The organism is Mesorhizobium sp. M7A.F.Ca.US.007.01.2.1 (assembly GCF_003998165.1).
Lineage (GTDB): Bacteria > Pseudomonadota > Alphaproteobacteria > Rhizobiales > Rhizobiaceae > Mesorhizobium > Mesorhizobium ciceri.
This window is the reverse complement of record NZ_RZQP01000085.1, coordinates 1-23,237: the sequence shown is the minus strand read 5'-3', so window position 1 is coordinate 23,237 and position 23,237 is coordinate 1. Positions and strand designations below refer to the sequence as shown.

Sequence of the window (23,237 nt, the reverse complement as noted above, 5' to 3'; positions counted from 1 at the left end):
GTGCTGGCCGGGCGCCAAGCTGCTGGCCGCGGAGCCCTTGCCGGCCAGCGGCATGGCTTTCCTGCTGCTCGCCCTGTCGTCGGTGTCCTTCGACGGCCTGTCGAAAACCTTCTTCTGGCTCGGCCTGTTCGGCATCAACCCGCTCGAATTTCCCGGCCGCACGGCGCTGATCGGCAGCGGCACTTTCGGGCTGATCCTGACATTCGCGCTGCTGGCGGCGGTGTTCCTGCTTGCCGTCTGGCTCGGCCAACGTCTTGCCGGCAGCGACCACATTCTTAACCAGGCGGCCGGTCAGCTGGTGTGGTCGATCGTGCCGATCGCGCTTGCCTATCACATTGCGCATTATCTGACGGCGCTGCTCGTCGACGGCCAATATGCGCTTGCGGCACTTTCCGATCCGTTCGCGATGGGCTGGAACCTGTTCGGCACCGCCGATATGCAGATCGAGGCCGGCATCGTTGCGGGGGCGGACTCTGCGTGGTGGCTGTGGAATATCCAGGCCGGCGCCATCATCCTGGGCCATGTGCTCGCCGTCCTCGTCGCTCACGGCTTCGCCTGGCGCCTGCACCCACAGCCCTCCCGCGCAGCCCTCAGCCAGTTCCCGCTTACCTTGCTGATGATCGCCTACACCGTCTTCGGCCTCTGGTTGCTTGCCACGCCGACTGTCGGATGAGAACAGGCGACCAGCATGCCTTCGGGGAAAGCCCGCTTGCCACGTCGGGGCTTTGGTGATTTAGTTTGTACACATGCGATTTTTTGCCTCGTTGCAGCCAGTCAAAACTCAAAAACAGGGGAACTGCCGTGACTGACAAGAATGGGTTTTTCGATCTCTCCAGATCCACGCTCACCCGCCGCACCGCACTGAAAGGTCTGGCCGCAGGCGCCGGCCTCGGCCTTGCCCCTGGCTTCGTCCGCTATTCCCAGGCGCAGAGTTCGGCGCCGATCAAGATCGGCTTCCAGTCGCACCGCACCGGCATCGGCGCTGCCTATGGCCGCTGGTACGAAAAGACGACAGCTGCCGCAGTCAAGGCGATCAATGCCGCCGGCGGCATCAATGGCCGCCAGGTCGAGGTGATCATCGAGGATGACGGCACCGATCCCGGCCGTGGCGCCGAGGTGGTCGGCAAGTTCGCCACCCAGCACAAAACCGACATCGTCTTCGGCACGCTGTTCTCGCATGTCGTCATCGGCTCGGCGCCCGCCGCCGGCGAAAACAAGATGCCCTATTTCGTCGTCAGCGAAGGCCATCACGTCGCCTCGACCAAGCTGAACCGCTATGTCTTCCAGCCCGGCATCACCGACGTGAAGAGCCAGATCCAGTCGATGGCGCCGTGGATCGCGGCCAATGCAGGCAAGAAGGTGACGCAGATCTTCCCGGATTTCGCCTTCGGCTACGACCACCGCGACTACCTGCCGCCGGCGCTGAAGGCGCAAGGCGGCGAGGTCATCGCGCAGATCGCCATCCCGCCGACGGAATCATCCTTCACCAAGTATTTTCCGCAGATCCCGGCCGAGACCGAGGTGATCTACCACGTCATGGTCGGCCCGGCCGTGCTCACCTTCGTCAAGGAGCTTGGTGAGTTCTACGGCTCCAACCGGCCGCAACTGTTCGGCTTCATCGATTCGCTCGAAGCCACCGACATCAACAGCCCCGGCCTCGAATTCCTCGACGGCAGCCATTTCTGGGAAGGCTCGCCGCGCTATGCGCAGGCCGATGATTCCGAGGCGCAGAAGGCCTATCGCGCTGCTGTCGGCATCGACGACAATGGCGCCGCCGTCGGCGACCCCAAGGACGTCTCCACCGCAGCCCACATGTTCGGCTGCTGGGAAACGCTCTACGTCGTCAAGAAGGCGATGGAGGACGCCGGCTACAAGGGACCGGAAGACCGCGCCAAGCTGGTCGAGGCGACCGAGGCGCTGACCGAGTTCGCCGAAGGTCCGGAACATCCGCAGGGACCGAAGACCTTCAACGGCAAGATCCACCAGTGCTTTGGCATCCAGAACATCTCCAAGATCGAAGGCGGCAAGCTCAAGGTCGTGCACAAGACCAAGATCGAGGACGGACTTTACGAGGCCGAAGGGGATTATACGACGCAGGCGCTGTGAGCTGCTCCAGCACAAGCGTGAGCGCCAGGCCGCCCCCTCTGTCCTGCCGGACCCGGCCCTTCGCTGTCGCTCCGGGCGTTCGTCGTTCGGAAAGCCAAGCAATTGGCTTTCCGTCCGCTGCGCGGACCACTCCTCACCCCCCGCAAGGGGCGCGATTGCGCTATCGCTGAGCGTGTAGCATGCACTTCGGTCCCCACCTCCTCCTCGCCGCCCTCGAAGGCCTCGTCACCTCAGCCGTGCTGGCGCTGACCGCGCTCGGCCTGTCCTTGGTGTTCGGCGTCATGCGGGTGGTCAATGTCGCGCATGGTGAGTTCTTCATGCTGGGCGCCGTGCTCGCCTGGGCGATCACCACAGCCATTGGCGGCCATCCGGCGCTCGGCTTCCTGGCCGCACTTGTGATTGCGCCGCTGATCGTCGGCGCCATTGCGCTGGTCGCCGAACGGCTGGTGCTGCGCCGGCTCAACTACAATCCGGAAGCCACCATCGTCGCCACCATCGGCATGCTCTACATCATCCAGCAGCTGGCGCTGACCTTCTACGGTCCGGAGGCGCGGCCGGTGGAGCCGCCGTTCAGCTACCGCATCCTTTTGCCGTGGTTCGGCTACTCCGGCTACAAACTGTCTGTCATCGCCGCCTCCGCGCTGCTGCTCACCGCGACATGGCTGGTGCTGACGCGCACCAGGATCGGCCTCGTCATGCGCGCCACGCAGTATGACAGCGAGACGGCGCAGGCCTTCGGCATCCCCGTCGGCCGCGTCTATGGCGGCGTCTTCGCGCTTGGCGCCATGCTGGCGGCCATTGCCGCAGTGCTGATCGTGCCGATCAGCCAGGCGCATTACCTGATGGGGCAGGACCCGCTGCTGCTCTCCTTCATCGTCGTCATCATCGGCGGCCTCGGCTCGCTGCGCGGCACGGTCGTCGCCGCCGTGCTGATCGGTCTCTCCGACGGCATCATCTCGATGTTCTTCTCGCCGACGCTGGCCAAGATCATCGCCACGCTGCTGGTCGCCATGGTGCTGGTGTTCCGTCCGCAAGGCTTGTTCGGGACGAGGTCGCGATGAGCGAAGCTTCGCCGGTAAAAGCCTATGCCCTGCATCTCGGCGTCGTCGCGCTGCTTTTCGTGCTGAGCTTCCTTCTGCCGGAATACTATCACGGCCTGCTCGCCCGCATCATGGTGCTGGCGGTGTTCGCCATGGGCTACAACATGCTGTTCGGCTATGTCGGCCTGCTCAGCCTCGGCCATGCCATGTTCTTTGCCGCCGGGCTCTATGGCGCCGGCCTTGCCGTCATCCAGCTCGGCTGGAGCGTACCAGCGGCGTTCGCCACCGGGCTTGCCTGTGGTGTTGTTGTGTCACTCGTGATCGGCCTGCTGGCGCTGCGCACCACGGGCGTCGCCTTCATGATCGTCACCATGATGTTCGCGCAAGTGTTCTACCTCCTCATCCTCTACTTCGCGACGTGGACCGGCGGCGACCAGGGCATGGTCGTGCCGCAGCCGGCGCGGGTGCTCAGCTTCGGCGCGACGTCGCTCGAGCTCACCAATCCGACCGTTCGCTACATGACGGCGCTGGCGCTGTTTTCGATCGTGCTTCTCGTCACATTGGCCATCGTCCGCTCCCGGTATGGCCGCGTGCTGGTCGCCATCCGCGAGAATGAGGAGCGCACGAAGATGCTGGGATACGACACTTTCTCCAACAAGCTCGCCGCCGTCGTCATCTCCGGCATCATCTGCGCCGGCTCGGGTGCCGCCTATGCGCTGCTGTTCGGCTATGTCGGATCGAGCTTCGCGTCGGTGCAATATTCGATCCTGCCGCTGCTGTGGGTGCTGCTGGGCGGTGCTGCAACAACGCTCGGGCCGCTGATCGGCACGCTGTTCATGTACTATGTCATCGATATCACCAGCGGCTACACCTCCGCCTATCTGCTGATCGTCGGCATCGCGCTGATCCTTCTGGTGCTGTTCTTCCCCAAAGGCATTCTGGGCAGCATTAGGCAGCGCTGGCTCGGGTGGCTGCCATGATGCCGCTTTTGACCACCAAGGGCCTTTCTCGCGACTTCGGCGGCCTGCGTGCCGTCGACCGTGTGGATTTCTCCTTGATGCCGGGCGAAATCCGCGCCGTGATCGGCCCCAATGGAGCGGGGAAGACCACCTTCGTCAGCCTGGTCAGCGGCCGCATCCAGCCGTCTGCCGGCATGATCGTCTTCGACGGCGCCGACATCACCAATCTGCCTGCCTATGTCAGGGTCCGCAGGGGGATCGCCTACACCTTCCAGCTCACCAGCGTCTATGCCAACCTGTCCGTCTACGCCAACGTCGCGCTGCCCGCGCAACTGACGCTGCGGCATGGCAGCCATTCCAGGAGCGCGATACAGGCCGCTGTCATGACCGCACTCGAACGCACCGGCCTGGCCGATCGCGCCCACATGCCGGCCGGGCAGTTGTCCTACGGCCATCAGCGCCTGCTGGAAGTGGCGATGGGGCTGGCGCTGAAGCCGCGCCTTTTGATCCTCGACGAGCCGACGCAAGGGCTGGCCGACAGCGAGATCGACAATTTCATCACCCTGGTGCGCGAGATCGCCAAGAACGCCACCGTGCTTCTGATCGAGCACAACATGCCTGTCGTCATGCAACTGGCCGACCGCATCACGGTCTTCAATGCCGGCAAGATCCTCGCCGAAGGCACGCCCGAAGCGATCCGCGAAAACGCGGCGGTGCAGGAAGCCTATTTGGGGACTGCCCCATGACCGAGGCAAACCAGGCCGAGGCCACGCCTCAAGCACTCACCATTTCGGGGCTCGACTGCTTCTATGGCGAGGTCCAGGTGCTCTATGGCCTCGACCTGGTGCTGAACAAAGGCGAGGTGCTGTGCCTGTTCGGCCGCAATGGAGCCGGCAAGACGACGACACTCAAGGCCATCATGGGGCTGGTCCCCTCGAGCGCCGGCTCGATCAGGCTCGATGGCAAGGAGGTGACCGGCCTGCCGGCGCATGAGGTGCCCAAGGCCGGCGTCGCCTATGTGCCGCAGGGAAGGCGACTGTTCGCCGAAATGACGGTGGCGGAAAACATCGAGATCGGCCTGATGGCACGCGGCAAGGGCAAGGCGACGCGTGAAAACGTGCTCGACCTCTTTCCATTGCTGCGCCAGCGGCTGCGGCAGCGTTCCGGCACACTGTCCGGCGGCGAACAGCAGATGCTGGCGATGGCGCGTGCACTCTGCCTCGAACCGCAGGTGCTATTGCTCGACGAGCCGACCGAAGGGCTGATGCCGTCGATGATCGCCAAGATCCGCGAGACGGTGTCGACGCTGCGTGACATGGGCGTGTCGACCATCCTGGTCGAACAACGGGTCGATGCAGTGCTTTCTGTCGCCGACCGCGTTGCCTTCGTCGAAAACGGCCGCAACCGCGAGACAGTCGATGTCCAAGAACTGCGCGCCGATCCGTCAGCGGTGCGCCGTTATGTCGGCGTGGGTTGATCAGCCGAAGAACAGAAAACCCGCTACCAAAAATGTCGGGATCAGCACCAGGCCCGACCATGCCATATAGCCGAAAAAGCCCGGCATCTTCACGCCGCGATGTCGGGCGATGGCGTAGACCATGAAGTTCGGCGCATTGCCGATATAGGTGTTGGCGCCCATGAACACCGCGCCGGCCGAGATCGCGGCAAGCGTCGAAGCGAACTCCGTCATCAGGTGCCGGGGGTCACCGCCGGCAAGCTCGAAGAACACCAGATAAGTCGGCGCATTGTCGAGGAAGGATGACAGCGCCCCGGTCAGCCAGAAATAGGCGAGATCGTTGGGCTGGCCGGAGGAAGAACTCACAAGCGACACCAGCGGCGCCAGCGCACCCTCATGGCCTGCCCTGAGGATGGCGATGACCGGCACGATGCAGATGAAGATGCCGGCAAACAATTTGGCCACCTCTGCTATCGGACCCCAGTTGAAGCCATTGGCCTCGCGGTATTCCTTGCGCGAAATGACAAGTGAAACGAGGGCGAGCGCCAGGATCATGGCGTCGCGCACCAGGTTCTGCAGTTCCAGGCTGACGCCGAACACGGAGAAGCTGACGCCCGGCTTCCAAGCCGCCGATAGCAGGATGGCGCCGATCACCCCCGCCAGCAGCGGAAGGTTGGCCAGGCCGCGCAGGCGCACCTTGGTATCCGGTGTCGGGTCCTTGATCTTCGGCGCGCCAGCCTCGCGCCGGTGCAGGATGATGTCGATCACCAGAAAAATGCCCAGGACGACACCGCCGACGAACAGCGTCTCGCGCCAGAGGTTCGTCGTCGTCCAGAAGAAGTCGACGCCGCGCAGGAAGCCGACGAACAGCGGCGGATCGCCAAGCGGCGTCAGCGAGCCGCCGATGTTGGACACCAGGAAGATGAAGAAGATGACGACATGGGCGTTGAACGGCCTGTTATCGTTGGCGCGGATGATCGGCCGGATCAGGATCATCGAGGCACCGGTCGTGCCGATCACCGAGGCCAGCAGCGCGCCGACCAGCAGCAGGCCGGCATTCACCAGCGGCGTGCCGTGAATGTTGCCGGCAAGGAGAATGCCGCCGGAAATGGTGAACAGCGCAAACAGCAGGATGATGAACGACATGTATTCGGTGAGCAACGCATGCATTACCGCTTCGGTCGCTGTGGGGACACCGAAGGCAACCGCCAGCGGCAGGACCACCAGAGCGCCCCAAAGGGCCGCGATCTTGCCGTAGTGATGCTCCCAGACATGAAGAAACAGCAGCGGACCAGTGGCGATCGACAACAGCAGCCCGGCAAAGGGCAGCGCCCACCACAGCGACATCGAAGCCCCGGGCAGGCCGTGTTCCTCCGCCCCGAAAGCCTGTGCCGGAAACAGCACGGCCACAACGATTGCCGCCTTCGTCGCGACCCACAAAAAGCCCCTCTTGCGCCTCACGATCCGTCAGTCCGACAAAGGGTCTTCGAGCCTCACGCCGGCGTCGCGCATGCGCTGCAGCGTGGCATGGAGCGAACCGTTGAGATCGATGCCGCGGCAGGCATCCAGCCGCACTGTGGTTTTGAAGCCCTGGCTGACGGCATCCAGCGCCGAAAAGCCGACGCAGAAATCGGTCGCCAGCCCGACCAGGGTCAGCGTGTCGATGCCGCGCTCCCGGAGGTAGCCGGCAAGGCCGGTCTGGGTCGTGCGGTCGTTCTCGAAGAAGGCCGAGTAGCTGTCGATATCAGGCCGAAATCCCTTGCGAATGACGAGCTCGGCCTTGGTCCAGGCGAGGCCGGAATGGAAATCCGAGCCCAGGCTGCCCTGGATGCAGTGGTCCGGCCACAGCGTCTGCTGGCCGTACGGCATTTCGATCATGGTGAAGGGCTGCGCGCCCGGATGGCTGGAAGCAAAGCTGGAGTGACCGGCGGGATGCCAGTCCTGCGTCAGCACGACATGGTCGGTTCGCCGGATCAGGTCGTTGACCAGCGGCACGATCTCGTCGCCGCCGGCAACCGCCAGCGCGCCGCCGGGACAAAAATCGTTCTGCAGGTCGATGACGACAAGCGCTTCGTCGGCCATGGGCTTTCCTCTTCCGTATGCAGGCTCCAGTGGAAAATGCCGCTGACGCGACCGGACGCAGAAACTTGACCAGATGGCCGGCCGCGTCAACCTCTCAAGCCATAACAAATGCGTGCCGGCGGCGCCGCGGCAAACTCCGGCTTTGACAAATCCTGCCAGCTTGATATCATTTGCATACGAATGAATTTTCCGACCTCTGTGCTGGAAGGATCTTTCGAAGTACCTGCTCTGGAAGGCCTCTTTTCGGGAAGGCAAAGCGTGATCCGTTACGCGAAACCCACCTCGGTCGACGAAGCGCTCGCTTTGCTTGGCGAGGGCGCCTGGCGCATCCTTGCCGGCGGCACCGATTTCTATCCCGCACAGGGCAGCAAACCGATCCGCGACAATGTTCTCGACATTAACGGCCTGGCGGCGCTTTGCGGCATTGCCGAGACGAGCGACCATTTCGTCATCGGCGCGCGCACGACCTGGACCGACATCGTCCGCCATCCCTTGCCGCCGGCCTTCGAGGCGCTGAAGCAGGCGGCACGAGAGGTCGGCTCGGCGCAGATCCAGAACGTCGCCTCGGTCGCCGGCAATCTCTGCAACGCCTCGCCTGCCGCCGACGGCGTGCCGGCCCTGCTCGTCCTCGACGCCGAGGTCGAGCTGCGCTCGGTGGCAGCGACGCGGCACCTGCCGTTGCAGGACTTCATTCTCGGCAATCGCCGCACGGCTCTGCTGCCCGGTGAGATGGTCACGGCGATCCGCGTGCCGAAGCCCAGCGGCACGTCGGCTTTCGTCAAGCTCGGCGCCCGGCGCTACCTCGTCATTTCCATTGCCATGGTGGCGGCACGTCTGGCCGTCGACAATGGCACCGTCCGGCAAGCGGCGGTCGCGGCCGGCTCCTGTTCGGTGGTGGCCAAGCGGCTGGCCGGCGTCGAAGCCGCGTTGTGCGGGCTGCCGGTGGATGGCGAGCTTGCCGATGCGGTCCTGTCCGCACCGATGAGCGAACTGTCGCCGATCGCCGATGTGCGCGGCAGCGCCGAATACCGGCTCGATGCAGTGCGCGAGATTGTTGCCCGCGCCGTGCTTGCGGCTGTGGGGCGGACGACTGGCGAAGAGGTGACGGCATGAGCCAGGTTCAACCTGACGTGCGTGAAGCAGTGCCCGACCTGGGCGCCGTTCGGCCTGCTCGCGGCCCGGAGCGCGTTGACATCGACTTCGAGGTCAATGGCAGCGCCGTATCGGTCAATGTGCCGCCGCTGCGCCGGCTGTCCCTGGTGCTGCGCGACGAACTGGGGCTGACCGGCACCAAGGTCGGCTGCGACGCCGGGGATTGCGGCGCCTGTACGGTGCTGGTCGACGGCGATCCCGTCTGCGCCTGCCTGATGTCGGCGGCGTCCGCTGCCGGCGCATCGGTGACGACCGTGGAAGGGCTTGCCAACGGCCGGCTGTCGGCGTTGCAGGCCTCTTTCCTTGCCCACGGCGCGGCGCAGTGCGGGATTTGCACGCCCGCCCTGTTGGTTGCGGCGACGGCGTTGCTGGAGAAGAAGGCGAGCCCCACCGAGGTCGAGGTACAGGACGCGCTCGGCGGAATTCTGTGCCGCTGCACCGGCTACCGGAAGATCATTGCCGCAGTGATGGATGCCTCCCTGCAGGCAGCAAGCCTGGATTTCCGCTTGCCCCGGTCAGGCCACGCGATCGGTTCCTCGCCCATCCGGCTCGACGGCGTGCCGAAAGTCACCGGGGCTGAGAAATTCGGCAGCGATTCCTTCCCCGCCGATGCGCTGGCGGTACTGGTGATCCGCTCTCCGCATTATCACGCCAGCTTCGCCTTCGGTGACCTCGATGGCTGGGCGAAGGCACAGCCCGGTGTCGCCGGCGTCTTCACCGCCGCCGACATTCCGGGAAAAAATTGTTTCGGCGTCATCGGCCCGTTCGCCGACCAGCCGGCACTGGCCGAAGGGTTTGCCCGCCTTCGCGGTGAGGCGGTGGCGTTGGTCGCTGGCGAGCGCGAGGCGATGCTCGATATCGACCTCTCGGATTTTCCGATCCGCTGGACCGAATTGCCGCATGTTCTCCAATCCTGCGAAGCGCGCGCCGGCGGTGCCAAGCTCATCCATGAGAACAGACCGGCAAACCTGCTGACCTCCGGCTTCGTCGAACGCGGCGATCCGGAAGGGGCCCTTGCCGGTGCAGCGTTCACGGTTTCCGGCGTGATCGACACCTCCTATGTCGAGCACGCCTATATCGAACCGGAAGCCGGCTATGCCTATGTGGACGGCGACACGCTGGTCGTCGTCGCCTGCACCCAGGCGCCCTATATGGACCGCGACGAGACGGCGAAGGTGCTCGGCCTTGCCGTCGACAAGGTGCGCATCGTGCCGACCGCGACCGGCGGCGGTTTCGGCTCGAAGCTCGACGTCTCGCTGCAGCCGCTGATCGGCCTTGTGGCGATGAAGACAGGGCGGCCGGCGGCACTTGCCTACACCCGCACCGAATCGATGATGTCGACCACCAAGCGCCATCCGGCCGAGATGAAGGCGACCATCGGCGCCGATGCCGACGGCCTTGTCACCGGCATGATTTTTGAAGGCGATTTCAACACCGGCGCCTATGCAAGCTGGGGCCCTACCGTGGCCAACCGCGTGCCGGTGCACGCCTCCGGACCCTACGCGACGCCGAACTACCGCGCCGAAGGCCGCGCCATCCATACGCATGGGCCGATCTCCGGCGCCTTCCGCGGCTTCGGCGTGCCGCAAGCGACGATCATGCAGGAGACCCTCTACGATGAGCTGGCCGGCAAGCTCGGCATGGACAGGCTCGATTTTCGCTTGAAGAACTGCCTTCGGAACGGCTCCGAAACGGTCACAGGACAGCTTCTGGACTCGGGCGTCGGCATTGCCGAATGCCTCGAATCGCTGCGGCCGCATTGGGCGCGCGCGGCGGCCGATGCGGAGGCATTCAACAGTGCCAACACAGATAGAAAGCGCGGCGTCGGCGTCGCGTCCTGCTGGTATGGCTGCGGCAACACCTCGCTGCCCAATCCGTCGACCATTCGGGTCGGCATCGCGGCCGACGGCACGGTCATCCTGCACCAGGGCGCGGTCGATATCGGCCAGGGTTCTAACACGGTCATCGCCCAGATCTGCGCCGACGCGCTCGGCCTGCCGCTGGAGAGATTCCAGCTGAAGAGCGCCGATACATCAATTACTCCCGACGCCGGCAAGACATCGGCCTCGCGCCAGACCTTCGTCACCGGCAAGGCGGCCGAAAAGGCCGGCCGCGCCTTGCGTGAAAAGATCCTGCGTTTCGCCAATGTTTCGGAAAAAGCCGCTCTCCAACTCGACGGCCCGGCGATCGTCATCCGCGAAGGCGAAGCCACCCGCCGCATTGATCTCACGACGTTGGACCTGGATGCCGAAGGCTTCGTCTTCCGCGCCGAGGAGACCTACGACCCGCCGACGCTGCCCCTCGACGCCAAGGGCCAGGGCAAACCCTACGCCGTTTACGGCTATGGCGCGCAGATCGCCGAACTGGAGGTCGATCTCAAGCTCGGCACGGTGAAGCTCATCAAGATCACCGCCGCGCATGATGTGGGCAAGGCGATCAACCCGCTGCTGGCCGAAGGCCAGATCGAGGGCGGTATCGCGCAAGGCATCGGCATGGCGCTGATGGAAGAGTACATCCCCGGCCGCACCGAGAACCTGCACGACTATCTCATCCCGACCATTGGCGACGTGCCGCCGATCGAGACCATCCTGATAGAAGTTCCGGATCCGGAAGGACCCTTTGGCGCCAAGGGTTTGGGCGAGCATGTGCTGATCCCGACTGCGCCGGCAATCCTCAACGCCATCCGCCACGCCACCGGCGTGCTGGTCACCAAGATACCGGCGACGCCGACGCGTATCCGCGCTGGCATCCGCGAAAAAGATGGCATCCGCGAAAAGGAGGCACGCCGATGAGCGAGCTTGCCGAACGCTTCGAGACCCATGATCCCGGCGAGAAGCTGGTGGCGGAGAAGATCCGCTGCGATGCCTGTCCGGTGATGTGCTACATCGCTGATGGGCGCACCGGCGCCTGCGACCGCTACGGCAATGTCGGCGGCAGGATCGTGCGGATGGACCCGCTGACCATCCTCGACCATGCGGCCGAGGCCGGCGCGGCAATCGTGCCGTTCGTCGCCGAGGGCGAACAATGGGACGGCGAACTGGTCAACACCGGCCGCCGCTTCGTCACCGCAATCGGCGCCGGCACCACCTATCCCGACTACAAGCCGGCGCCGTTCATCGTCAGCCAGGAAGTCGAAGGCGTCGATCTCGTCACCGTCGTCACGGAAGGCATTTTTTCGTACTGCGGCGTCAAGGTGAAGATCGACACCGACCGGCATATCGGACCCGAGACGGCTATTGTGCGATCGCAGGGCGAGGCAATCGGCCATGTCACGACGGGCGAGTATGGCTCGCAGATGCTGTCGCTGGGCGGCGTGCATCATCTGACCGGCGGCTCAAAGGCCGAAGGACGCGCCACCTGCGACGCGCTGCTCAATCTGTGCAACCGCAAGCCGGTGGAACTCGCCATCGACGGCGGCGCCACCATAACAGTCGAAGCCGGCAAAGCGCCTGTCATCGACGGCAAGCAGGAACATCGCATGCGCGTCGGCTGCGGCTCGGCGACCATCGGCATGTTCGCCACGCAATGGCGCGGCCTTGTCGACGAGGTGGTGGTGGTCGACGACCACATCACCGGCGTCGTTTCCGAGCATCAGGCCGGCAAGGTGCTGGGCTGGCAGGACACAGGGATAAAGATCCTCGGCCGCCGTTCGACGCCGGGCCGCTATTTCAAGGTGTCCGAGCCAGGCCTCGGCTGGGGCGGCACCAGCATTTCAGACCCGCTGTCGATCCTTGGCGAGTGGAACGCCAAGAAGGGTGCGCGGCCGGGCCTGTCGCTGCTGATGGTTTCGACCACCGGCGAGCAATTCGCCTATTACGAGCTCGACGACGAGTTGAAGCCGGTGCAAAAACCGTTTCCGGAACGGCTGCAAAAATCGGTCGGCCTGATCGAGGACAATTGCGAGCCGGCTTTGTGCACGGTGCTGTTCATCGGCGGCGCCGGCGGTTCGCTGCGCGCCGGCGTCACCGAAAACCCGGTCAATCTCACCCGCTCGGTTCAGGGCCTGACCACCTATGTCACGGTCGGCGGTGCGCCGGTCTATGTCTGGCCGGGCGGGGGCATCACCCTGATGGTCGATGTCACACGGGTGCCGGAAGGCGCCTTCGGCTATGTGCCTACACCGGCGCTGGTGGCGCCGATCGAATTCACGCTGCGCCGCGACGACTATGTCAGGCTCGGCGGGTACGAGGCGGAGATCCGCAGCGTCGAGGATATTGTCGCAAAAGGCGGTGAGTACCTGAATCCGCGCCGCGGCACAGGCGCCGAAACCAACAATCCATGGCCGCCACTCGCGCAGCTACGTCGTGCCGGCTCGAACGGGGCCGGGTGATGCAAGGCCCGCAAGCCCATTGGCTGCAGGACGGCAAGCGGCTGCATCTCAACCACGGGCCGATCGACCTGATCGTCGAGGTTTTTGGTGAGGCGGATGAATGCCGCCGAGCCTATGAACAGGCCATAGCGCGGTTCCAGACGATCCTGGTGGAGCTGGTCGAGGAACTCCCCGAATTGCGGCTGCCGGCGTTTTTCCTGGCGCCGCGCACCTTCGCCGGCCCGACGGCGCGCCGCATGGAGGCAGCCGTCATGCCCCTGGCGGAATGCTTTATAACTCCGATGGCGGCCGTCGCGGGATCGGTAGCCGACGAAATGCTCGCCGCATTGCTTGCCGGTCGCAAGATCGAGCGCGCCTATGTCAACAATGGCGGCGACTGCGCGCTCCATATCGGCAAGGGCCAGTCGATGGGTCTGGCGGTAGCCGGTACCGGCAACGGCATGGCCGACCGGATCACGATCCGCGCGGAAGATGGCGTTCGCGGCGTCGCCACCAGCGGTTGGCGTGGCCGCTCCTTCTCGCTTGGCATTGCCGACGCCGTCACCGTGCTGGCGCGGACCGGCGCCGAAGCCGATGCGGCGGCGACGCTCATTGCCAACGCGGTGGACCTGCCCGGCAATCGCGCCATCAAGCGCATTTCCGCACACGAACTGTCGCCCGACAGCGATCTCGGCTCGCGGCTGGTGACGCAAGGCGTCGGCACGCTTGCCCTTGGCGAAGTGGCGCGCGCGCTGGACAATGGCCTTGCCGTCGCCGAAGATTTTCGCCGGCGGGGGCTTATTGCCGGGTCGGCGCTGTTTCTCGGCGGCGAGATCCGCATCAGTGGCTCGGTTGCGCTTGCCGCGCCCAACGAAACTTCGAGGGAGGAAGTTGCCCATGCCTGAGTTTCCGATCCGCAAGATCGCGGTTCTGACCGAAGAGATCTTTCACGAGGGCGGGCCGGTGGCCAAGGTGCCGCGCCGCCGTGCCGCCGCCATGGCGCTGGTAAAGAACCCGTTCGCCGGGCGCTATGTCGAGGAGCTGCAGAGCGCCATGGACGATCTCAAGCCGCTCGGCCTGCTGCTCGCCGACCGGCTGATCGCGGCGCTCGGCGGCGACGTCAAGCAGATCGACGGCTACGGCAAAGGCGCCATTGTCGGCACCGCAGGTGAGCTGGAACACGGCGCCCTCTGGCATGTGCCCGGCGGCTACGCCATGCGCGAGCGGCTCGGCGACGCCAAGGCGATCGTGCCGTCGGCCAAGAAGGTCGGCGCTTTCGGTTCGAAGCTCGACGTGCCGCTCGGCCACATCAACGCCGCCTATGTGCGCAGCCATTTCGACGCCATGGAAGTCGGCATGTCCGATGGTCCGCGCCCCGACGAGATTCTGTTCTGCCTCGCCATGACTTGTGGCCCGCGCATCCACGATCGCATGGGTGGTCTCGCGGCCGATGACATCAAAGCCTGGGATGGGCTGCGGTGAGCGGCGAGGACAATCTGCTCAAGCTGGTCGAGGTCGAGGCGCCGGACGACCAGGATTACCTCCTGCAGGAGCAGGTCGGCTTCATCCTGCGCAAGGCGCATCAGCGCCATGTCGCGATCTTTGCCGCGCATATCGGCGATCTGACGCCGCCGCAATTCGCGGCGTTGGCCAAGCTGCGTGACGTCGGCGAGACCTCGCAGAACCAGCTCGGCACGCTGATCGCGATGGATGCGGCGACGGTGAAGGGCGTCATCGACCGGCTGAAGGCGCGCGGCCTGGTCGAGCTTTCCAGGCACGAGGTCGACAAAAGACGGCTGCTGGTCAATCTGACCGCGGCAGGCCGCGATGCCATCGAGCGCCTGATCCCGCTGGCGCGCGAGATCACAAAGGAGACGCTGGCGCCGCTCTCGGCCAAGGAGATCGCCACCTTCATGAAGCTGCTGGTGAAGCTGGCTTAGACCCGCCGGGCGCCAAAGGAGCACCCGGCAGGAAGTTTGCCTCAGAGGCCGTTGTCCTTCAGCACCTGGGCGGCGTTTTCCTTGGTGATCTTCTCGGTTGGTAGGGTAATGGTCTTTTCGACTTTCTCGCCGTTGAGGAACTTGATCGCCTGGCGCAGGCCTTCGGCACCGGGAGTGACATAGGTGAAGGTCGCCGTCAGCTCGCCCTTGTTCACCATCTGCACGCCTTCATTGGGCAGGCCGTCGATACCAATGAACTTGATGTCCTTCTCGCGGCCGACATCCTTGGCGGCGAGATAGGCGCCATAGGCCATCGGGTCGTTGTGCCCGTAGACGAGATCGATCTTCTCGTTGCTCTTCAGCGCGTTGGCCATCAGATTGTAGGCCTGGTCCTGCTTCCAGTCGCCCGATTGCTGGTCAAGCAGATATTTGATGCCCGGCTCCTTGTCGGTGAATTCGTGAAAGCCGTCATGGCGGTCATGCGCCGGCTGGGTGCCCATGCCGCCCCAGATCTCGACGACGTTGCCTGCAGCCTTGCCCTTGCCGCCCAGCAGTTCGACGGCATATTCGCCGGCCGCGCGGCCGATCAGCGCGTTGTCGCCGCCGACGAACTGCGTGTAGTCCTTGGTGTCGACATTGCGGTCGAGCACGAAGACCGGGATCTTGGCGTCGATCGCCTGCTGCACGACGCCGGTCAGGCCGGCCGATTCCTTCGGTGACACCAACAGCGCATCGACCTCCTGGCGGATCAGGTTCTCGACATCGGCGACCTGCTTTTCGGTCTTGTCCTCGCCGTCGGTGATGATCAGCTCGACCTCGGGGTGCTTGGCGGCTTCGGCCAGGATGTCCTTGTTGAACTGCGCGCGCCAGGGCTCGATGGTCGTCACCTGCGAGAAGCCGATCTTCCACTTCTTGTCCTGGGCATAGGCATTGCCGGTGGTCAAAAGCGCGGTGGTGGTCAGCAGTGCCGCGGTCACGGCGGCAAGCTTCAGCATGTCACGTCGTTTCATTTTTTGTTTCCTCCGAGATTGAGAGACGGTGTCTCTTGCGACGGCCGCTTTGCCGCGGCCGTTTCCTTGTGCGCCGATTGCCCGCCGGGCAGGCGCAGATAGGCCAGGAGATCACCGGCATTGCGCTCCTGCACGAGCACGGTGCCGATGATGATCATCCCCTTCAGCACCAGCTGAAGGTTCGAATTGATGTTGTGGAGCTGCAGGATGTTGGAGAGCAGACCGAAGATCAGCACGCCGCAGAACGTGCCGATGAGGCTGCCGCGCCCGCCCATCAGGCTGGTGCCGCCTATGACCACAGCGGCAATGGCGTCGAGCTCCAGCCCGGCGCCGGCATCCGGCTTGCCTTGCCGGTACTGCGCGACATAGAGCACGGCGGCAATGCCGGCGAGCAGCCCGGAGACGGCATAGGTGGCGATCTTGACGCGGCCGGCGGCGATGCCGGAGAGGCGCGCCGCCTCCTCGTTGCCGCCGATGGCATAGACATAGCGGCCGAACGGCGTGAAGCGCAGCACCGCGCCGTAGATCACGATGGCGCCGAGGAAGAACAGGCCCGGCATCGGGATGATGCCGAACACCAGCGAGCGCAGGATCTCGAAATCGGCGGTGGCGTTGGAGCCGGTATAGACCGGCAGCACCGCATTGTTCTGGCCGGCGGTCAGCCGTGCGATGCCGAGCGCCGTCACCATCATCGCCAGGGTGACGATGAAGGGCTGCAGCCGTCCGGCAACGATGATGAAGCCGTTGAGCGCCCCGAACAGCAAACCAACGCACGGCGCCACCAGCAGCACGCCGAGCACGCCGAATTTCGGCTCGATCTGCGGCAGCAGAAACCACAGCGACAGGCAGCACAAGACCACGCCGACGACGGCGGGCGTGATCAGGCCGCGAATCCCGTCCAGCCTGATCTCGCGGACGAGATCGGCGCCGGCACGGGACTTTGCCAGGTTCTGGAAGATGAAGCGGGTGACGACGAAACCGAGGCAAAGCGCCACCAGCGCGACGGTCGGCACGCCCAGCACGACGCCCGGCGTCACGCCTGGGACCGTCAGCAGCATGGCACAGACCACCGAGCAGATGGCCATCAGCGAGCCGACGGAGAGATCGATGCCGCCGGTGATGATGACAGCCGTCATGCCGGTGGCGATCAGCCCGGTGGTCGAGACCTGGCGCAGCACGTCGAGCAGGTTGCCGTAGGAGAGGAAGATGTTGTTGCCCTTGGAACTCATCGGCGAGCCCAGCACGCCGATCAGGAAGATGGCGATCAGGCCCCAATAGAGCTTGGTACGGGACAGGAGTTTCAGGGCAGTCATGCGGCTGGTCTCGATATGGTCCTGCGCGGGGCGGCGAGACGCATGATGGCCTCCTCGCTGGCCGCATCGCGGGAAAGAATGCCTGTCTGGCGGCCATCGGCCATCACCAGGATGCGGTCGGAGAGATGCAAAAGCTCCGGGAGTTCGGAGCTGATGACGGCGATGGCCAGTCCATCGCGCGCCAGCTTGAAGATCAGGTCGTAGATCTCGCGTTTGGCGCCGACATCGATGCCGCGCGTCGGCTCGTCCAGCAACAGCACCCTTGGCCTGGTCGCCAGCCACTTGCCGATGACGACCTTCTGCTGGTTGCCGCCGGACAGCGTGCCGGCAGGCTGGTCGATGTCCCGGCAGCGGATGCCGAGCGCCTTGACCGCCTGCCGCGCCAGCCCCTGCTCGGCGGCCAGCGAGCGGATGCCGAAGCGGGACAGCGACCCGACCAGCGGCAGCGCGACATTGTCTGCGATCGAAGCCTGCAGATGCAGGCCTTGCGTCTTGCGGTCCTCGGTGACCAGTGCAATGCCCAGCCGCCTTGCGTCGCGGGGCGAACGGATATCCACAGGCCGGCCGTCGACCTGGATTTCGCCACCGGTGCGGCCATCGCTCGAGCCGAAGATCGCTTCCAGGATCTCGGTTCGGCCCGAACCCAGCAGCCCGCCAATGCCGAGGATCTCTCCGGCGGCAAGATCGAAGCCAACGCCGTCGATCACCGTGCGCCAGCCATGCGCATCAGGCTTCGAGAGCGACAGGTTTTCGACCGAAAGCACAATGTTGCCGCCGGAGTGGCGCTCTTCCTGGGAGGAAGCGAGCAGGTTGCGTCCGACCATCGCCGAAATGATCGCATCTTCGTCCAGCCTGGCCATCGGCTCGGTCAGTACATGGCGGCCGTCGCGAAACACGGTGACGCGGCTGGCCAGATGCATGACCTCGTCGATGCGGTGCGAGATGTAGACGATGGCGACACCGCTCTCGGCAAGCTGGCGGATGATGCGGAACAGCCGCTGGCATTCGGCCGGCGACAGCGCCGAGGTCGGCTCGTCCATGATCAGGATGCGTGCCGACATCGACAGCGCCTTGGCGATCTCGACCAGCTGCTGCTCGCCGACACGCAGGGCACCGACGCGGGCTTGCGGATCGAGCTCGATGCCGAGCCGCTGCAACAAAGCGCCCGCCGCGCGGCTGCTTGCCTTGCGGTCGACAATCAGCCCGGCGATCAGCTTCTCGCGGCCAAGGAAGATGTTGTCGGCGACGCTGAGTTCGGGCACCAGGTTGAGCTCCTGATGAATGATGGCAATGCCGGCATCCTCGGCGTCGCGTACGCCAGCGAAATTGACAGGGTGGCCATCGACGCTGACCGTGCCTTCATAGCCGGTGTAGACGCCGGAGAGGATCTTCATCAGCGTCGACTTGCCGGCGCCGTTCTCGCCCATCAAGGCATGAACCTCGCCGCGCCGCAGCTCGAAGCCGACATCGACCAGGGCGGCGATGCCGCCGAAGCTCTTGGAAATATGCTCGGCGCTCAGAACGGTGTCCGACCGATCGGCAGCGCCGTGCTGCGGGGAAAGGGAACTGCTCTCTCGCATGACAATGGCGGCCTCCCTTCCGTCCTCGTCAACTTCCCGCAAACGCTAATCTAAACGTTTCGATCATGTCAAGCTGATATGAGGTGCCGCATGTTTACTGCATTTCGATTCTTGCTAAAAAGGACAGGATTCCGTACGTATTGGCCGGCAAGGGCGGCGAAACGTTTCGAAAATGACAGCATCAGGGCAAAAAAAACACCGGAAATCCACCGCGCCCACCATGCTTCATGTGGCTGAAGCGGCACGTGTTTCTGTCGCTACCGTTTCGGCGCTGATCAACGGCACGGCGACGGTCAGTCCGGAGCTTAGCCAGCGCATCGAACAGGCGATCCGCGATATCGGCTACAAGCGCAACGCGATCGCCCGCAGCCTGAAGATGGGCACGACCCGCACGATCGGACTGACCGTGCCGCACATCACCAACCCATTCTTCACCGATGTCGTCTCGGTCATCCAGCAGGCCTTCGACCGGGCCGGCTATGCCGTCATGCTGTGCTGCACGGACGAGGATTTGAACACCCAGGACGATCAGATCAAGCTGCTGCTCGACCGCATGGTCGACGGGCTGATCGTGGCGCGCGTCGGCGACGGCGCGATCCTCAAGCGGATCGTCGACGACGCCAACGTGCCGGTGGTGCTGCTCGATCGTATCTGCAAAGGCGTCGACACCGATGCCGTGGTGCTGGACAACCAGCGCGCGGTGTTCGACGCCATCACCTATCTGATCAATCTCGGCCACCGGCGCATCGGTTACATCACCGGCACGTCGGACATTTCGCCGATGCATGACCGCATGGCGGGATATCGCGAGGCGCTTCACGCCGCCGGCCTGCCGATCGCGGAGGAGCTGATCCGCTTCGGCAATTTCCACGAGATCGACGGCTACAACGCGACCATGCAGATGCTGTCCTCGCACGATCGGCCAAGCGCGATCTTCTCGGCCAACAACCCGATGGTGATCGGCACCATGAAGGCGATCCGCGACATCGGCCTGTCCTGCCCGGAAGACATTTCAGTTGCCTGCTTCGACGACTTTCCATGGTCCGACGTGTTTCAGCCGCAGCTGACCACGGTGGCGCAGCCGGTGCAGGCGATCGGCGAACAAGCGGCCAATCTGCTTCTCGACCGTCTCGCCGGCAACAGGGACGCGCCGCCGCGCAAGCTTTTGCTCAAGGGTCGGCTGATGATCCGCAATTCCTGTCGCCCGCTCGGGGCGATTGCGCAGAGCGTGAGCGCATAGTTTTTCGCCCAGCATATATCGTACCAGAACTTGTCAGGCCGCCTGCGACAGCGATTTGTGCGCCTCGGCCAGGATCTCGAACGACCGCACCCGCGCCGCATGATCAAAAATCTGCGCGGTGACCATCAGCTCGTCGGCGCCGGTGCGGCGCACGAAAGCATCGATGCCTTGCCGCACCGTTTCCGGGGAGCCGACGACGGCGCAGGACAATGCCTGGCCCAGCATGGTCTTTGCCATCGGATCGAGATCGCGGTCATAGTTCTCGACAGGTGGCGGCAGCCGTCCGGCCCGGCCGGTGCGCAGATTGACGAAAGCCTGTTGCAGCGAGGTGAACAGCAAACGAGCCTCGGCATCAGTGGGCGCGGCAAAGACGTTGAGGCCAAGCATGACATGCGGCTTGTCGAGCTGCTCGGAGGGCTGGAAGCGCGAGCGGTAGACATCCAGCGCGTGATCCAGATCCGCCGGCGCGAAATGCGAGGCGAAGGCATAGGGCAGGCCGAGCATGGCGGCAAGCTGCGCGCCGTAGAGGCTGGAGCCGAGGATCCAGACCGGCACGCCCTGGCCTTCGCCGGGCACGGCACGGATGCGCTGGCCTTCCTCGGCCGGCTGGAAATAGCCCATCAGCTCGACGACATCCTGCGGGAAATTGTCGACCCCGGCCTCGAGATTGCGGCGCAAGGCGCGGGCGGTACCCATGTCGGTGCCGGGCGCCCGGCCGATGCCGAGATCGATGCGGCCCGGATGCAATGCGGCCAGCGTGCCGAACTGCTCGGCAATCACCAGCGGCGAATGGTTGGGCAGCATGATGCCGCCGGCGCCGACACGAATGGTCTTGGTGCCGCCGGCGACATGGGCAATGACGACGGCTGTGGCGGCACTGGCAATACCCGGCATGTTGTGATGCTCGGCCAGCCAGAAACGCTTGTAGCCCAGGCGCTCGGCATGGCGGGCAAGATCGAGCGAATTGGCCAGCGACTGCGAGGCATCGCTGCCTTCGACGATCGGCGACAGGTCGAGAACGGAAAGGTCGGTCATGGGTGGGATCCTGTGTCAGGACCGCATGTAGGAAGCATCCGGCGGCGCCGCAAATTCAAAAATATTGATCAGCCTTTGACAGCTTCGGGGTCGGCGATGTCGTCCTCCTCGACGACAACCGCGTGCTGCGCGGCGAGAAAATTGCCGACATGGCTGAGCCCATCGAAATGATCGCAGAACACCTTGATGACGACCAGCAGCGGCACCGCCATCAGGGCGCCGACGAAACCCCACAGCCATGACCAGAAGGCGATGGCGATAAAGATCGCCACGGCGTTGATCTCGAGGCGCCTGCCGACCACCATCGGCGTCACGAACTGGCCTTCGACGATGTCGCACAAGATCACGAAGGCCGGCGCCAGAAGCGCGTAGAAGATGGTATCGAAGCTGATCAACGCCATGACCGTGACAAGCACGATGGTGATCAGTGCTCCGACATAGGGCAGGAAATTGAGCAGGGCGGCAGCAACGCCCCAGACCAGCGGATTGGGCACGCCGAGCGCCCAAAGACCGAGAGCGATGACCGTGCCGAGGCCGGCATTGATGATGGTGACGGTGAGCAGATAGTGCGAGATTTCGCGTTCGACGTCATAGACGACGCGCAGCGCCCGCTTCTTTTCGCTGAGGCTGGCGAAGGACTGGATGATCTTTTCATAAAACATCGTGCCGGAGGCGAGCAGGAACAGCGACAGCACGAAGATGATGGTGAGGCCTGTTCCCGCCGACAGGATGTTGCTGGCGGCCGCCGACAGGATGCCGGACTGCGCTACCGCCACCTTCTGAATACCCGACTCCTGCGAGGTCTCGGTCAGTTGTTCGATCTGATGCGAAATCTGCATGATCTTCTCGAGCGGCTGTCGCAATTGCGCCAACCGTTCGGTGAGCTTCTGGCCGATCGACGAGGTATTGTTGATAAGATCGATGATCGGGCCACTGAGCAGATAGCCGGCGGTGGCGAACACACAAAGGGACAACAGCACCAGAAGGGTTGCCGAGATCACTTCCGGGATACCGTGCTTGCGCAGCAGCCGGACGATCGGCGTCAGCGTCAGCGCCAGCAGGAAAGCCAGAAGCACTGGCATGAAAAAGGCGCGGGCGAAATAGAGCGCGTAGATGGCCATGAAGAGAAAGATGCCGATCAGCAACGAGCGCATCAGACGCGTGTCGGCGCGAGCCGCGACGCGCGAATCCGGTTCATCGGAAACGTCCTGACCCCAGGCTGTGGGTTCGGTTTTCATGGTCACCCCTCAAGCCGGCGCCCCTTCGCACGGCAATCGCCTCCATGAAACGCAGAGTTACGGGCGAGGGTTCCATGAGCCGGCTTCGGGATTGAGGCCGCTCGCGCCGGCTCCGGGTCAGGCTGCCGGCGACGTGACGGCTGTGGCGGGCTTGGCTGTTTCCTTGCGCACGATCGGCGCCACCCTGGTGCCGTAGAGTTCGATCGCCTTCATGATCTTGGCATGCGGCATGGTGCCGATCGCCATCTGCAGCAGGAAGCGGTCATTGCCGAAGATCTTGTGCTGGGCGACGATCTTTTCAGCCACTTGCTCGGGACTGCCGACGAACAGGGCGCCTGTGGGGCCGCGCGACTGGTCGAAATGCGCCCGCGAGGTCGGACCCCAGCCGCGCTCGCGGCCGATGCGGTTCATCACCTCCGCCTGCGGGCCGTAGAAATCGTCCGCCGCCTGCTCGGTCGTCTCGGCGATGAAGCCGTGCACGTTGATGCTGGTGGCGAGGCCCGCCGGATCACTGCCGGCGCGCTTGGCGGCTTCGCGGTAGAGATCGAACAGCGGCGCGAAACGCGCCGGCTCGCCGCCGATGATGGCGAGCGCCAGCGGCAGGCCGAGCGCGCCAGCGCGGGCGGCAGACTGCGGCGTGCCGCCAATGGCGATCCAGACCGGTAGCCTGTCCTGGAAGGGCCGGGGATAAACGCCGCGATCGTTGATCGGCGCACGCAGATTGCCCGACCAGGTGACCTTCACGCTGTCGCGGATGGCAAGCAGCAGATCCAGTTT

General features: G+C 64.5%; 20 protein-coding genes and 1 pseudogene. 13 read left to right on the top strand and 8 right to left on the bottom strand.

Annotated elements, in window-relative coordinates; all coding sequences use genetic code 11:
• The 6 genes and pseudogenes from EN949_RS17150 to EN949_RS17120 all read left to right on the top strand — a co-directional run.
• Positions 1 to 673: pseudogene (locus EN949_RS17150) on the top strand (hypothetical protein); the annotation flags it as partial.
• A gap of 128 nt (positions 674 to 801) precedes the next feature.
• The gene (locus tag EN949_RS17145; RefSeq protein WP_013528442.1) at positions 802 to 2,106 is read left to right on the top strand and encodes an ABC transporter substrate-binding protein; all 1,305 of its coding nucleotides are present in this window, start codon (positions 802 to 804) and stop codon (positions 2,104 to 2,106) included.
• 179 nt (positions 2,107 to 2,285) lie between these two features.
• Entirely contained in the window at positions 2,286 to 3,167 is an 882-nt protein-coding gene (locus tag EN949_RS17135; RefSeq protein ID WP_013528443.1) for a branched-chain amino acid ABC transporter permease, read from the top strand.
• Positions 3,164 to 4,126: a branched-chain amino acid ABC transporter permease gene (locus EN949_RS17130; protein WP_127366621.1), complete on the top strand. Its 963-nt coding sequence runs from the start codon at positions 3,164 to 3,166 to the stop codon at positions 4,124 to 4,126. Before EN949_RS17135 ends, EN949_RS17130 begins: the two co-directional genes overlap by 4 nt.
• Positions 4,123 to 4,851, top strand: a complete 729-nt coding sequence (locus EN949_RS17125) for an ABC transporter ATP-binding protein (RefSeq protein WP_063169740.1) — start codon at positions 4,123 to 4,125, stop codon at positions 4,849 to 4,851. The genes EN949_RS17130 and EN949_RS17125 overlap by 4 nt, the downstream gene beginning before the upstream one ends.
• Positions 4,848 to 5,582, top strand: coding sequence for an ABC transporter ATP-binding protein (locus EN949_RS17120; protein WP_127366620.1), 735 nt, complete (start codon positions 4,848 to 4,850; stop codon positions 5,580 to 5,582). Before EN949_RS17125 ends, EN949_RS17120 begins: the two co-directional genes overlap by 4 nt.
• Here EN949_RS17120 and EN949_RS17115 read toward each other — a convergent pair whose 3' ends face one another.
• Positions 5,583 to 7,001 (bottom strand): sodium:proton antiporter, encoded by a 1,419-nt coding sequence (locus EN949_RS17115; RefSeq protein WP_127366619.1) that lies wholly within the window; start codon positions 6,999 to 7,001, stop codon positions 5,583 to 5,585.
• A gap of 27 nt (positions 7,002 to 7,028) precedes the next feature.
• Positions 7,029 to 7,643 (bottom strand): bifunctional nicotinamidase/pyrazinamidase, encoded by a 615-nt coding sequence (gene pncA, locus EN949_RS17110; protein WP_063169737.1) that lies wholly within the window; start codon positions 7,641 to 7,643, stop codon positions 7,029 to 7,031.
• Positions 7,644 to 7,901: 258 nt separating this feature from the next.
• On the opposite strand from pncA, the gene EN949_RS17105 reads away from it, so the two are divergent.
• The 6 genes from EN949_RS17105 to EN949_RS17080 are packed head-to-tail and all read left to right on the top strand — an operon-like array spanning position 7,902 to position 15,044.
• Positions 7,902 to 8,756, top strand: coding sequence for a xanthine dehydrogenase family protein subunit M (locus EN949_RS17105; RefSeq protein ID WP_127370772.1), 855 nt, complete (start codon positions 7,902 to 7,904; stop codon positions 8,754 to 8,756).
• On the top strand, positions 8,753 to 11,587 hold the full coding sequence (locus EN949_RS17100; RefSeq protein ID WP_127366631.1) for a molybdopterin-dependent oxidoreductase: 2,835 nt from the start codon (positions 8,753 to 8,755) through the stop codon (positions 11,585 to 11,587). The genes EN949_RS17105 and EN949_RS17100 overlap by 4 nt, the downstream gene beginning before the upstream one ends.
• Positions 11,584 to 13,125 (top strand): 6-hydroxynicotinate reductase, encoded by a 1,542-nt coding sequence (locus EN949_RS17095; RefSeq protein WP_127366632.1) that lies wholly within the window; start codon positions 11,584 to 11,586, stop codon positions 13,123 to 13,125. The genes EN949_RS17100 and EN949_RS17095 overlap by 4 nt, the downstream gene beginning before the upstream one ends.
• On the top strand, positions 13,125 to 14,009 hold the full coding sequence (locus tag EN949_RS17090; protein WP_127366633.1) for a UPF0280 family protein: 885 nt from the start codon (positions 13,125 to 13,127) through the stop codon (positions 14,007 to 14,009). The genes EN949_RS17095 and EN949_RS17090 overlap by 1 nt, the downstream gene beginning before the upstream one ends.
• Positions 14,002 to 14,586 (top strand): amino acid synthesis family protein, encoded by a 585-nt coding sequence (locus tag EN949_RS17085; RefSeq protein ID WP_024502071.1) that lies wholly within the window; start codon positions 14,002 to 14,004, stop codon positions 14,584 to 14,586. The genes EN949_RS17090 and EN949_RS17085 overlap by 8 nt, the downstream gene beginning before the upstream one ends.
• Positions 14,583 to 15,044: a MarR family transcriptional regulator gene (locus tag EN949_RS17080; RefSeq protein WP_013528454.1), complete on the top strand. Its 462-nt coding sequence runs from the start codon at positions 14,583 to 14,585 to the stop codon at positions 15,042 to 15,044. Before EN949_RS17085 ends, EN949_RS17080 begins: the two co-directional genes overlap by 4 nt.
• A 41-nt stretch (positions 15,045 to 15,085) precedes the next feature.
• Here the strand turns inward: EN949_RS17080 and EN949_RS17075 are convergent, their stop codons facing one another.
• The 3 genes from EN949_RS17075 to EN949_RS17065 are packed head-to-tail and all read right to left on the bottom strand — an operon-like array spanning position 15,086 to position 18,947.
• Positions 15,086 to 16,054, bottom strand: coding sequence for a substrate-binding domain-containing protein (locus tag EN949_RS17075; RefSeq protein ID WP_013528455.1), 969 nt, complete (start codon positions 16,052 to 16,054; stop codon positions 15,086 to 15,088).
• Positions 16,051 to 17,367 (bottom strand): ABC transporter permease, encoded by a 1,317-nt coding sequence (locus EN949_RS17070; protein WP_013528456.1) that lies wholly within the window; start codon positions 17,365 to 17,367, stop codon positions 16,051 to 16,053. The genes EN949_RS17075 and EN949_RS17070 overlap by 4 nt, the downstream gene beginning before the upstream one ends.
• The gene (locus EN949_RS17065; RefSeq protein ID WP_127366601.1) at positions 17,364 to 18,947 is read right to left on the bottom strand and encodes a sugar ABC transporter ATP-binding protein; all 1,584 of its coding nucleotides are present in this window, start codon (positions 18,945 to 18,947) and stop codon (positions 17,364 to 17,366) included. The genes EN949_RS17070 and EN949_RS17065 overlap by 4 nt, the downstream gene beginning before the upstream one ends.
• Positions 18,948 to 19,167: 220 nt before the next feature.
• On the opposite strand from EN949_RS17065, the gene EN949_RS17060 reads away from it, so the two are divergent.
• Positions 19,168 to 20,187: a LacI family DNA-binding transcriptional regulator gene (locus EN949_RS17060; protein WP_013528458.1), complete on the top strand. Its 1,020-nt coding sequence runs from the start codon at positions 19,168 to 19,170 to the stop codon at positions 20,185 to 20,187.
• A gap of 33 nt (positions 20,188 to 20,220) precedes the next feature.
• On the opposite strand, the gene EN949_RS17055 is transcribed toward EN949_RS17060, so the two are convergent.
• The 3 genes from EN949_RS17055 to EN949_RS17045 form a co-directional block, all read right to left on the bottom strand.
• Positions 20,221 to 21,222, bottom strand: coding sequence for an LLM class flavin-dependent oxidoreductase (locus EN949_RS17055; protein WP_013528459.1), 1,002 nt, complete (start codon positions 21,220 to 21,222; stop codon positions 20,221 to 20,223).
• A gap of 68 nt (positions 21,223 to 21,290) precedes the next feature.
• A complete protein-coding gene (locus EN949_RS17050; RefSeq protein WP_013528460.1) occupies positions 21,291 to 22,460 on the bottom strand; it encodes an AI-2E family transporter in 1,170 nt (389 codons plus the stop codon).
• 117 nt (positions 22,461 to 22,577) lie between these two features.
• Positions 22,578 to 23,237 (bottom strand): LLM class flavin-dependent oxidoreductase (locus tag EN949_RS17045; protein ID WP_127371735.1); only part of this gene is annotated, 660 nt, incomplete at its 5' end.

Coding starts and splice junctions, on each gene's coding strand:
- EN949_RS17135 (WP_013528443.1), top strand. CDS start 2,286: ATGCACTTCGGTCCCCACCTCCTCCTCGCCGCCCTCGAAGGCCTCGTC.
- EN949_RS17120 (WP_127366620.1), top strand. CDS start 4,848: ATGACCGAGGCAAACCAGGCCGAGGCCACGCCTCAAGCACTCACCATT.
- EN949_RS17055 (WP_013528459.1), bottom strand. CDS start 21,222: ATGACCGACCTTTCCGTTCTCGACCTGTCGCCGATCGTCGAAGGCAGC.
- EN949_RS17085 (WP_024502071.1), top strand. CDS start 14,002: ATGCCTGAGTTTCCGATCCGCAAGATCGCGGTTCTGACCGAAGAGATC.
- EN949_RS17095 (WP_127366632.1), top strand. CDS start 11,584: ATGAGCGAGCTTGCCGAACGCTTCGAGACCCATGATCCCGGCGAGAAG.
- EN949_RS17100 (WP_127366631.1), top strand. CDS start 8,753: ATGAGCCAGGTTCAACCTGACGTGCGTGAAGCAGTGCCCGACCTGGGC.
- EN949_RS17060 (WP_013528458.1), top strand. CDS start 19,168: ATGCTTCATGTGGCTGAAGCGGCACGTGTTTCTGTCGCTACCGTTTCG.
- pncA (WP_063169737.1), bottom strand. CDS start 7,643: ATGGCCGACGAAGCGCTTGTCGTCATCGACCTGCAGAACGATTTTTGT.
- EN949_RS17075 (WP_013528455.1), bottom strand. CDS start 16,054: ATGAAACGACGTGACATGCTGAAGCTTGCCGCCGTGACCGCGGCACTG.
- EN949_RS17125 (WP_063169740.1), top strand. CDS start 4,123: ATGATGCCGCTTTTGACCACCAAGGGCCTTTCTCGCGACTTCGGCGGC.
- EN949_RS17050 (WP_013528460.1), bottom strand. CDS start 22,460: ATGAAAACCGAACCCACAGCCTGGGGTCAGGACGTTTCCGATGAACCG.
- EN949_RS17070 (WP_013528456.1), bottom strand. CDS start 17,367: ATGACTGCCCTGAAACTCCTGTCCCGTACCAAGCTCTATTGGGGCCTG.
- EN949_RS17130 (WP_127366621.1), top strand. CDS start 3,164: ATGAGCGAAGCTTCGCCGGTAAAAGCCTATGCCCTGCATCTCGGCGTC.
- EN949_RS17065 (WP_127366601.1), bottom strand. CDS start 18,947: ATGCGAGAGAGCAGTTCCCTTTCCCCGCAGCACGGCGCTGCCGATCGG.
- EN949_RS17090 (WP_127366633.1), top strand. CDS start 13,125: ATGCAAGGCCCGCAAGCCCATTGGCTGCAGGACGGCAAGCGGCTGCAT.